The sequence below is a fragment of the Xenorhabdus stockiae genome, assembly GCF_002632825.1.
In the GTDB taxonomy this organism is placed as follows: domain Bacteria; phylum Pseudomonadota; class Gammaproteobacteria; order Enterobacterales; family Enterobacteriaceae; genus Xenorhabdus; species Xenorhabdus stockiae.
This window is the reverse complement of the sequence record NZ_NJAJ01000062.1, coordinates 1-10,398: the sequence shown is the minus strand read 5'-3', so window position 1 is coordinate 10,398 and position 10,398 is coordinate 1. Positions and strand designations below refer to the sequence as shown.

The 10,398-nt window shown below is 44.5% G+C and carries 10 protein-coding genes; 6 read left to right on the top strand and 4 right to left on the bottom strand.

Features of this window, described 5'->3' with window-relative positions; all coding sequences use genetic code 11:
* The first annotated feature begins 130 nt into the window (after nt 1-130).
* The gene (locus Xsto_RS19190; RefSeq protein ID WP_099126113.1) at nt 131-442 is read left to right on the top strand and encodes a type II toxin-antitoxin system death-on-curing family toxin; all 312 of its coding nucleotides are present in this window, start codon (nt 131-133) and stop codon (nt 440-442) included.
* A gap of 42 nt (nt 443-484) precedes the next feature.
* Here Xsto_RS19190 and potC read toward each other — a convergent pair whose 3' ends face one another.
* From potC to potA, 3 genes are read right to left on the bottom strand one after another with little or no spacing between them, the layout of a single operon-like run.
* The gene (potC, locus tag Xsto_RS19185; RefSeq protein WP_099109013.1) at nt 485-1,264 is read right to left on the bottom strand and encodes a spermidine/putrescine ABC transporter permease PotC; all 780 of its coding nucleotides are present in this window, start codon (nt 1,262-1,264) and stop codon (nt 485-487) included.
* Nucleotides 1,261-2,121 (bottom strand): spermidine/putrescine ABC transporter permease PotB, encoded by an 861-nt coding sequence (gene potB / locus Xsto_RS19180; RefSeq protein WP_099109014.1) that lies wholly within the window; start codon nt 2,119-2,121, stop codon nt 1,261-1,263. Before potB ends, potC begins: the two co-directional genes overlap by 4 nt.
* Complete coding sequence (gene potA / locus Xsto_RS19175) at nt 2,105-3,220, bottom strand: spermidine/putrescine ABC transporter ATP-binding protein PotA (RefSeq protein WP_099109015.1); 1,116 nt, start codon at nt 3,218-3,220, stop codon at nt 2,105-2,107. Before potA ends, potB begins: the two co-directional genes overlap by 17 nt.
* A gap of 808 nt (nt 3,221-4,028) precedes the next feature.
* Between potA and fruB the strand changes: the two genes are divergently transcribed.
* The 5 genes from fruB (at nt 4,029) to Xsto_RS19150 (ending at nt 8,630) form a co-directional block, all read left to right on the top strand.
* Nucleotides 4,029-5,189, top strand: coding sequence for a fused PTS fructose transporter subunit IIA/HPr protein (gene fruB, locus Xsto_RS19170; RefSeq protein ID WP_099126112.1), 1,161 nt, complete (start codon nt 4,029-4,031; stop codon nt 5,187-5,189).
* A gap of 11 nt (nt 5,190-5,200) precedes the next feature.
* Nucleotides 5,201-6,163 carry a 1-phosphofructokinase gene (gene fruK / locus Xsto_RS19165; RefSeq protein WP_099126115.1) on the top strand — a complete coding sequence of 321 codons (963 nt, stop codon included), beginning with the start codon at nt 5,201-5,203 and terminating at the stop codon, nt 6,161-6,163.
* Nucleotides 6,164-6,175: 12 nt separating this feature from the next.
* Nucleotides 6,176-7,876, top strand: coding sequence for a PTS fructose transporter subunit IIBC (gene fruA, locus Xsto_RS19160; protein WP_099126111.1), 1,701 nt, complete (start codon nt 6,176-6,178; stop codon nt 7,874-7,876).
* Between the two features lie 164 nt (nt 7,877-8,040).
* A complete protein-coding gene (locus tag Xsto_RS19155) occupies nt 8,041-8,268 on the top strand; it encodes a prevent-host-death protein (RefSeq protein WP_099126110.1) in 228 nt (75 codons plus the stop codon).
* Between the two features lie 20 nt (nt 8,269-8,288).
* Nucleotides 8,289-8,630: a type II toxin-antitoxin system RelE/ParE family toxin gene (locus Xsto_RS19150; protein WP_244590460.1), complete on the top strand. Its 342-nt coding sequence runs from the start codon at nt 8,289-8,291 to the stop codon at nt 8,628-8,630.
* Here Xsto_RS19150 and Xsto_RS19145 read toward each other — a convergent pair.
* Nucleotides 8,627-9,907: a dicarboxylate/amino acid:cation symporter gene (locus tag Xsto_RS19145; RefSeq protein WP_099126109.1), complete on the bottom strand. Its 1,281-nt coding sequence runs from the start codon at nt 9,905-9,907 to the stop codon at nt 8,627-8,629. The two genes, Xsto_RS19150 and Xsto_RS19145, sit on opposite strands and share 4 nt — an antisense overlap.
* Between the last annotated feature and the right edge of the window lie 491 nt (nt 9,908-10,398).

Genomic DNA, 10,398 nt, shown 5'->3' with positions numbered 1-10,398 from the left:
TGATTGCTTACTGCCTTAAAGAGAAAAAGCCATCACTGAAAATTTTCTACTCAGAAGAAGATATTTCAGCAATAGCTTAAGCGGAATTGGGGTTAATTACCTTTTACGTCGCTACGCAGGTGTACCCGGAATGAGCGATTCAGGCAGGGCTGATGCAATTGTCAGCCGGGTAATGAATCGAGAATTTTACGAAGGCATCACCGATATTTACGAACTCGCTGCAACATATTGGCTTGCTATCGCTCGTGGCCATATTTTTACGGATGATAATAAACGTACAGCCCTGAACACCACAATGCTGTTTCTGAAACGTAATGGGGTAGAAGTTTATGACCACCCAGAATTAGTGGAATTAACAGTGAAAGCAGCTAAAGGGGATTTTATACCTAAACAGCTGGCAGTAAAACTCCGAGAATATTTCGAACCGAAGCTCAACGCTTAAAAAAGCGCAGCCCAATCTGACTGCGCTTAATTTAGATTTCCTCTAAGACTTACCCGTGCGATCACGCATCACAAATTGGCTAATCAGTACCAACACCAGTGACAAAGCCAGCAAAATAGCAGCTAGTGCGTTCACTTCCGGCGAAACACCTACTTTCACCATTGAGTAAATCTTAAGTGGCAGAATTTCATAACTCGGCCCTGTTACAAATGAAGAGACAACCACATCATCCATAGACAGGGTAAAGCTCAGTAACCATCCCGCCATCACTGCCGGCATCGCCAGTGGCAGGATAATCTTACGCAGAATCGTTAATTCACTTGCCCCCAAATCACGGGCAGCTTCCAGCATTTTGACATCAAAATCTTTCAGACGGGAATAAACTGTTACTACCACAAACGGCAGGCAAAAAGTGATGTGCGAAAACAACAGTGACCAGAAGCCCAGTGAAACGCCCAGCAACATAAACAGCACCAGCAGTGAAATCGCCATCACAATATCTGGTGACATCATCACCACAAACAGCATCCCACTGACAAATTTTTTGCCACGGAACGAATAACGATACAGCGCAACTGCCGTTAATGAACCAATCAATGTAGCAAATGTTGCGGAGACTACAGCCATTGTCAGGGAGTGCCCTGCTGCTTGCAGCAGACTGTCGTTATTAAATAACAGACTGTACCATTCAGTTGTAAAACCCTGCCAGTTGATACCAAAGCGTGACTTGTTAAACGAACTTACCAGCAGAATAATAATCGGGATATACAGGTAAGCATAAACGATGGTCATGAAGCCACCGCGCAACAGGCGTCCGATCATTCCAGCTCCACCTTCTTGTTCAGCAGCTTAGCCGCACGGTAGTAAACCCACAACATGATGCCCATTACCAACGTCAGACAAATACTGGTTGCCGCACCAAACGGCCAGTCTCGAATATTGAGGAACTGACTTTTAATGACGTTACCAATCAGCAGGTTTTTCGCACCGCCCATTAAATCAGAGACATAGAACAGCCCCATTGCCGGCAGCAGAACTAAGAGACAGCCAGCAACAATACCCGGCATCGTCAGTGGGATGATGATACGGATAAAAGTCTGTAACTTCCCTGCTCCCAAATCGCGAGCGGCTTCCAGACAGGGTTTATCCAGCTTTTCAATACTTGAATAAAGAGGCATCACCATAAATGGCAGCAGAATATAAACCAGCCCTAACACCACCGCTTCCGGGGTGTACATCAGGCGCAGCGGCTTCTCAATAATTCCTGTCCACAACAGAAAATCATTCATGTAGCCACGGGTGCTGAGGAACATCTTCAATCCATAAATACGGATTAACGAGTTTGTCCAGAATGGCAAAATAAGCAGGAACAGCATCAGCGGACGCAGTTTTTTCGGCATCCGCGCCAGAAAAAAGGCAAACGGATAGCCGATAACCAGACAACACAGCGTTGCAATAACCGCCATATTCAGCGAGTGTATTAACACTTCTGCATATAGTGGGTCGAACAGGCGGCTATAGTTGTCCAGAGAGAATACCATCTGTACCAGATTGGCATCATCACGCGTCAGAAAGCTGGTGCCGATAATCATCAGATTCGGCAGAAAGACAAACAACATCAGCCAGGATACGATGCCTGTAATGACGATGTTCTGGAATAGTTTACGCGACTTCTTCATCGACCAGCACAACCTCCCAGCTTTCTACCCAAGTGACTGCGATCTTCTGGTTCAGGGAATGGTCAACATCCGGATCATCTTCGTTAAAGAATTCACTTACCATCACCATTTTGCCGTTTTCCATTTCGACCACGGAATCCAGCGTCATTCCCTTATAGTTACGTTCGCGAACATAACCAATCAGGCCCGATACCTGCTCACCATTATTGATCTCTTCTACCCGCAGATCTTCCGGGCGCAACAGCACCTTCAATATTTGTCCGGCGGTTACTGGCAGAGCGGTGAAAATATCACACTCGTGGCCTTCTACATCAGCACGTATCCGCTGATCATCAATACGGTGCAATACTTTGGCGTCAAAGATATTAATTTCGCCGATAAAGCGGGCAACAAACAGATTTTTCGGCTCTTCGTAGATCTCGCGCGGAGAACCATCCTGTTCGATACGCCCATCGCGCATAACCACGATACGGTCAGACATGACCAGCGCTTCTTCCTGATCATGCGTGACGAAAATGAAAGTAATACCGAGTTTACGCTGGAGTGCTTTCAGCTCATTCTGCATCTGCTTACGCAGCTTATAATCGAGCGCTGACAGTGACTCATCCAGCAGAAGAACTTTGGGTTTATTCACAACCGCACGAGCTATCGCCACTCGCTGCTGTTGACCACCGGAAAGCTGTGCGGGCTTACGTTGAGCAAACTCTTCAAGCTGCACCATACGCAATGCTTCTTCAACACGCGGAGCAATCTCTTTTTCCGGTGTTTTCTGCATACGCAGTCCAAAGGCAACATTTTCAAATACGGTCATATGAGGGAACAGGGCATAACTTTGGAAAACCGTATTAACATGACGGTTCTCGGCCGGGATATCAGTAATATCCAGCCCTTCCAATAAAATTTTGCCGCTATCAGCATCTTCCAGCCCGGCGATCAGACGAAGTACTGTGGTTTTACCACAACCGGATGGACCAAGGATGGTCAGAAACTCGCCATCATTGATTGTCAGATCGAGCTGTGAAATAACTTGCTTGCCGTCGAAGCCTTTACTTAAGGACTTTAATTCAACGAGTGGTATCAGAGAGGTATTCTCAGTCATTTATGCTATCATCTATCCCTTGGAATAATGCAGATAGAACCGCCACGGGAAAAGACTGTGTCAGCTAACAGGAAGCATTATTTCTCCGCTGAAGCTCAAAGCCAGTGGCGCCGGTTGAAATTACGAAGCGCGCATAATAAACGCAGTACGCCGAAATTGAAAGCCGAAATATGGCAATATGCTATTTTTTATTAACATTTCATGTATGTTCGCATTTCAGGCCATTTTAAACCGGATTTATCCAGCCTGTAACACACTTTTATTGACTACTTTTCAGTCAGCAAAGACAGTACACCGCCTTTCTTTCCAATACAACATACTCAAACCTTTTTCAGACCAAGAATTCACATTCATAAATAGAATATCTCTTTGATAAGAGAATTTATTAATCTATTCATATGATTTTTTATTATTCTAATAATGAACTTTATAATCATTTAATTTAACTGAAATTAAAATAATTAAGATCACTATCACTCTTTCAGGAAATAATATAAAACGTTACTTTACACATTAACTATTTAACGATACTTTCCTGACAATACAGGTGATTAGCAAATATTACCTGAATAACAAAAAACCAATAAACAACTCGTTAATAATTATGAAAAATAGTTACTAATAAAAATCACATTATATCAATTACTATACTATTTCCTAGCGTTAGGATTAATGTAACTTCAACGTAGAAAAATAAAACTATCCACCTACTTAATAAAAAATAACGTGAATTTATTCAACGTCGGTTTTTCACCCCTAAAAAACTGAATCGTTTCAACAAGTATTATAGAGTATATAGGGAGGTAAAATGTTTCACCTTACATTGCGAAATATCCGTCTGGCAGCACATGCTGACAATAAAGAAGATGCAATTCAGCAGGTTGCCGATGTTTTAACCACTGCCGGATATGTCAGTAAAGAGTATGTTGATGGGATGCTGGAGCGTGAAACACAGTCTTCAACCTATCTGGGTAACGGCATTGCCATTCCGCATGGTACTCATGCCACACGCGGCAACGTACTTCACACTGGTGTACAAGTGATGCAATTCCCTGATGGTGTTGACTGGGGCAATAACCAGACTGCCTACATCGTTATCGGCATTGCCGCAAAATCTGACGAGCATCTGAAGCTGCTACACCAATTACTCCCCATTCTCAGTGATGAAAATCGAGCCAGCCAGATGGCGAAAACCACCTCGGCAGATGAACTCTACCGCTTACTTATGAACCCACAACCGCCCTATCTATTAGAAGCCTCCACAATCACACTGGATATTGACACCAGAGATCTGACAACCTTGCAGGCGCTCAATCTCGCTCACCTGCAAAAAACCGGTTCGGTGAATACCGCATTTATTGCCGATATCCTCGCGAGATCCCCCATACATCTGGGGCAAGGGATCTGGTTGAGTGACAGTTCACAGGGTAGCTTACGTAATGCCGTTGCCATCGCTCGTCCAAAAGCTTCCTTCAGTATTAATACCGATAATCTTGATGAAAAACCGGTCAGCTTGCTCATCACCATTGCCTATGCCGACGATCAGCTCCATAGTCTGCTAACTAATCTATACAACCTGATCCAGCAAGGAAAAGGTGAGCAACTGCAACGAGCTCAGGATCATGCAGCGATCATTACATTACTGACCACTAAGGCCGCACAACAAGCTGCATCACAAGCAAAAAATACCCTGACCGCAGATTTTATCCTGCCCAATGAACACGGGCTACATACCCGCCCCAGTGCACTGTTGGTTAATACCATCAAACAATTCAGCAGCCGCATTACCATCATCCATCTGGATGGAGACACCATCCCCGTTGATGGCCGCAAACTGATGCTGGTTGCCGGTTTGGGCATTAAACGGGGAGACCGTATCCGTTTTACCGCTTCCGGCCCGGATGCCAAAGAGGCTCTGGACGCCATCAAAAATCTTATCAACAACAATCTGGGTGAAGATATCGCATGAACAAACATGGAATGAATAAAAGAGTAGCCACCATCACCCTCAATCCTGCCTACGATCTGGTCGGGTTAACCGGAGATATAAAAACCGGTCAAGTTAATCGGATCCAAACTGCGGGATTATATCCGGCAGGCAAAGGCATCAACGTTGCGAAGATCCTCAAAACACTCGGCATTGACGTTACGGTAGGTGGTTTTCTCGGTAAAGAGAACCAGAGCAGCTTCCAAAAAACTTTCGCAGAACTGGGCATCACTGACCGATTCCAGATAGTAGAAGGCCGGACGCGTATCAACGTCAAACTCACCGAACAGAACGGCCTTGTCACCGATTTCAACTTTTCAGGATTCAATATCAGTAAAGAAGACTGGCAGAGCTTTGCCAAAAACTCCCTCACATGGCTGCGGGAATTCAACATGGTGTGCGTCAGTGGCAGCTTGCCAGCAGGCGTTGAGCCGGATGACTTCACTGACTGGATGCAGCAACTGCGCGACGCTTGTATGTGTGTTGTGTTCGATAGTAGCCGGGAAGCCTTCACTGCCGGAATTAAAGCACAACCGTGGATGGTTAAACCGAACCGCCATGAACTGGAAATCTGGGCAGGCAGACCTTTACTGACTCAGGAAGATATCATCAGCGCTGCCCAGCAGCTACGTGCGGAGGGGATCTCACATGTCATCGTCTCATTAGGCGAAGAAGGGGCCATTCTGGTTAACTCAGCCGGAGCCTGGCACGCCAGACCACCGCACTGTGAAATTGTCAGTACCGTCGGCGCCGGTGATGCCATGGTGGGTGGCCTGATTTACGGCTTGATGATGGGACAACCCTGCGAACATACATTGCGCCTTGCCACCGCCATTTCTGCCATGACCGTCAGCCAAAGTAACGTCGGCAATATCGACCGCCAGCAACTCGCCTGCTTGATGACAAAAGTGGAACTCATTTCATTAAAAAAACAATCGAAAAGCAAACAACAATAAGATGAGAACGCCATGAACATACTGATTATTAGCAATGAGAAACAAGGACAAGCACGCGCCTACTTCGCCAGACAAACACTGGAGAATGTCATAGCCCAACATGGTCTTACCCTGACTGACGATCTAAGTACGGCTGAGCTGGTGATCATCATCGGAGAATCTGTACCGGACAGCCTGAATCTGCCCGGCAATAATTTGTATGGAAAGAAAATATTCATTGGCTCCGCAGAACAGTTAATCAGCGAATCCGAGGTATTTCTCCACAAAGCCCAAACAGAAGCGAGTGTTTATCATCAGCAACACACCGCTGATACAGCAGAAAACGGGGTTCAGCAAAAGCCTGTCAACATCGTTGCCATTACCGCCTGCCCAACCGGTGTCGCCCATACCTTTATGGCAGCCAAGGCACTGGAAACAGAAGCACAAAAACGCGGCTGGCAAATCAAAGTAGAAACCCGAGGCTCCGTGGGAAGCGAAAATTCTCTCACTCATGCCGAAATCGCAGCAGCAGATTTCGTGATTGTCGCAGCCGATATCGAGGTTGAACTCACCCCTTTTTCCGGTAAACGCCTTTACCGCACCTCGACAGGAGCAGCCCTGAAAAAAACTGCCAGCGAGTTGGATAACGCCCTAACCAAAGCTGAGATTTATAACGCGACTAGCACAACTTCTGTCCCCAGCAGGAACAATCAGAAAAATCCCCCTATTTACCAGCACCTGATGACCGGCGTTTCCTACATGTTGCCCATGGTCGTCGCAGGAGGCCTGTGCATCGCATTATCATTTGTCTTCGGCATCGAAGCCTTTAAAGAACCGGGCACACTGGCGGCAGCACTGATGCAAATCGGCGGCGGCTCGGCACTTGCCCTCATGGTACCCGTTCTTGCCGGTTACATCGCCTACTCCATCGCAGGACGCACTGGATTGGCTCCCGGCCTTGTCGGCGGAATGCTCGCTGTTAGCACTGGCGCGGGCTTCCTCGGCGGGATCATTGCAGGCTTTCTTGCTGGTTATGTTGCCAAATTTCTGACAACCAGACTTCGCCTGCCACAAAGCATGGAAGCATTAAAACCAATCCTGATTATTCCGCTGGTCGCAACACTGGCGACGGGATTAATCATGATTTATGTCGTCGGTAAACCCGTTTCAACGATTATGGAATGGCTGACTCACTGGCTGAAATCCATGGGAACCACTAACGCCGTGATCCTCGGCGCAATACTGGGCGGAATGATGTGCACCGACATGGGTGGACCTGTGAATAAAGCCGCTTATGCCTTTGGCGTAGGATTATTGAGTGCCCAGAGCTACGGCCCGATGGCCGCAATTATGGCTGCGGGAATGGTTCCACCATTAGCCATGTGGCTGGCAACAGTAATTGCGAGAAATAAATTTGATCAAAATGAGCGCGAAGGTGGAAAAGCGGCTCTGGTACTGGGGCTATGTTTTATCTCGGAGGGAGCGATTCCATTTGCAGCGAAAGATCCGGTAAGAGTACTGCCAAGCTGCATTCTCGGAGGCGCGGTTACGGGAGCGCTGTCGATGTACTTCAGCGTACAACTGATGGCACCACATGGCGGACTGTTTGTATTACTGATACCGGGCGCAATTACGCCTGTATTGCCTTACTTGGGCGCTATTTTAGCGGGTACAGTGTCGACAGCCGGAGTTTATGGGATAGTTAAGAAGAAAGAAATTCAGGTAGTAATTTGAGATTTTTGTCAGGGAGTTGTGGTTAAACTGCAACTCCTCAAATTATCCAATAGAACAAAAAACGAACATTGACCATGGTCTTTATATAGTCTAAATTAAAACCCATCATCAAATGTTAGTATCACTCTATAAGCAAAATAAAATAAATTTGTCAGGAGACTTAAATGAAAATCGAAACTATTTCTTTTATAAAGAAGCATGCCGCAACACTTGAGCTATCAGAACCAATATTAGTTACTCAAAATGGAATTCCGGCTTATGTGATTGAGTCATATGAAGAAAGAAAAAAAAGAGATGATGCAATTGCATTGTTGAAATTGTTAGCCATTTCTCAGAAAGATAAAGATGCAGGAAAACTCTATTCTCGCGATCAATTATTGGAAGATCTATAAATAATCAATAGTTATAAAAAATGCCTGATATTTTAATTAAATATACGGAAACCTTTAGACACTCTTTGCGTGAAATAACATCATTTTTGCGGGCGAAAGAACTTGAACCATTACCTATCATCCACAAAGCTCTGGATGAGTTCGAGCATAAAGTTAAATTTTCACCCACGTGCTGCCAAATATCACCCGAACTGGCTAAATTAGGCGTAACGAGCTATCGCGAATGTAATACTCACAATGGCTATAGAATGATTTATTCGATTGACTCTTATGAGTCTTCAGATGTTGTTATAGCCCATGTAATTCTTCATCAAAGACAAGATATACAGGCTTTGCTTTTTGATAGGGTCATTACTTATTAAGAGAGGTTAACCGGCTCTTTTTCCTGCATTTCGGATTCAGAACTACCCCGCTTTCCCTCCAATTTAGCAATAACTGATGTAGCAATGCAGTTACCTACCACATTAGTGGCTGTGCGTCCCATATCGAGGAGCTGGTCAATAGCGAGGATCAATAATATGCCCGCTTCAGGCAGTTTGAACATCGGGAGAGTGGCGGCAATAACCACTACAGAAGCACGAGCTACGCCAGCCATGCCTTTGCTGGTAACCATCAGCGTTAACATAATCAGGATCTGTTCTGTGATACTCAAATCAATATTGTAAGCCTGCGCAATAAAGAGAATGGCAAAGGATTGATACATCATTGAGCCATCAAGGTTAAATGAGTAACCCAGAGGCAATACGAAACTGGAAATTTTTTTCGGCACACCAAAGCAGTTCAGTGCATTCATCGTCTTTGGATAGGCAGATTCGCTACTCGCAGTGGCAAAGGCCAGTATGATAGGCTCTCTGATAAGCTTCATCAGCAAAAAAACATCCTTACCGAGGAAAAGAAATCCAACAGCCAGTAAAATGCACCAAAGTAAAAGTATCCCCAGATAAAAGAGAGTAATTAATTTTCCATATTCATAAAGCAACCCCATCCCTTCAAGAGTAATCGCAGAGGCAATGGCGGCAAATACCGCAATTGGAGCCAATGCCATAACATAATCTGTGATGCGGAACATAATGCGTCCCATATCTTCAATCATAGTCACTATAGGGCTTGCTTTCTTGCTACTCCGGCAAATATATGACAATGCTGAACCAAAAAAGAGAGAAAAAATAAGGATCTGTAAAATTTCATTATTTGCCATAGCTTCCACAAAACTACTGGGGAATATATGACTGATAAAATTTTTCAGGGAAAATTCACCAGCATTCAGACTCGTATCGATATTTCCATGTTGTGGAATTGCAATATTCAGCCCGACCCCTGGCTGGAACAGATTAGCTATCAGAGTGCCAATGCTAATCGAAATCAAGCCAGCAACAATAAACCATATCATTGCTTTGATAGTGATCCGTCCGACAGATGATGAGCCTCCAATTGACATTAATCCGGCAACAATCGTGGAAAATATAAGCGGCCCAATAATCATTTTTATCAGGCGCAGAAAAACATCGGTAATAATGTTGATATAAGAGGCAATTTCTTTTGCCTGACTGGCATCAAGATAACGATTAAATCCCCATCCCGTTATCACGCCAAGCAAAATGGCGATAACGATCTGCTTCATCAATTTTTGCCTCTTCATTGTTATCCCCTTATTTTTTGTAATGATTAAAACTAGTTACGCTGTCTTGTTACTCAAGACTTAACAATTAGTTACATTTATCAGGCTGCTAATAAAGTGAAAACGCAGGACATGGGACGTGCAGAGTGTACATTTACGCTGTTTACTCGGATTTATCCTTTGGTTGTCTGGCTATATTTTGTTACTTATTCTATTTAAAAATGTTATTTCATAAGAAGTCTACAACCTGCATAACGATGGATTTTAAATATAGAATGAATAAGATTTAAATAGATAAATTCTAAATAAACAAACCTAAAGTTTGTTTGGCATATAAGAAAAAATCCAAAATAAGCTATACCCATCGTCATTGAAGATGCTTGATTTTTCATTCCTATCAGATCAAAATCGCGCCATGAAAATTACCCTGACAGATGCCCAAAAAGAAGCGCTTGAATTGATGCACGATACGACTCGTGATGGGCGCGTCCGTGACCGTATCAAAGCCGTGC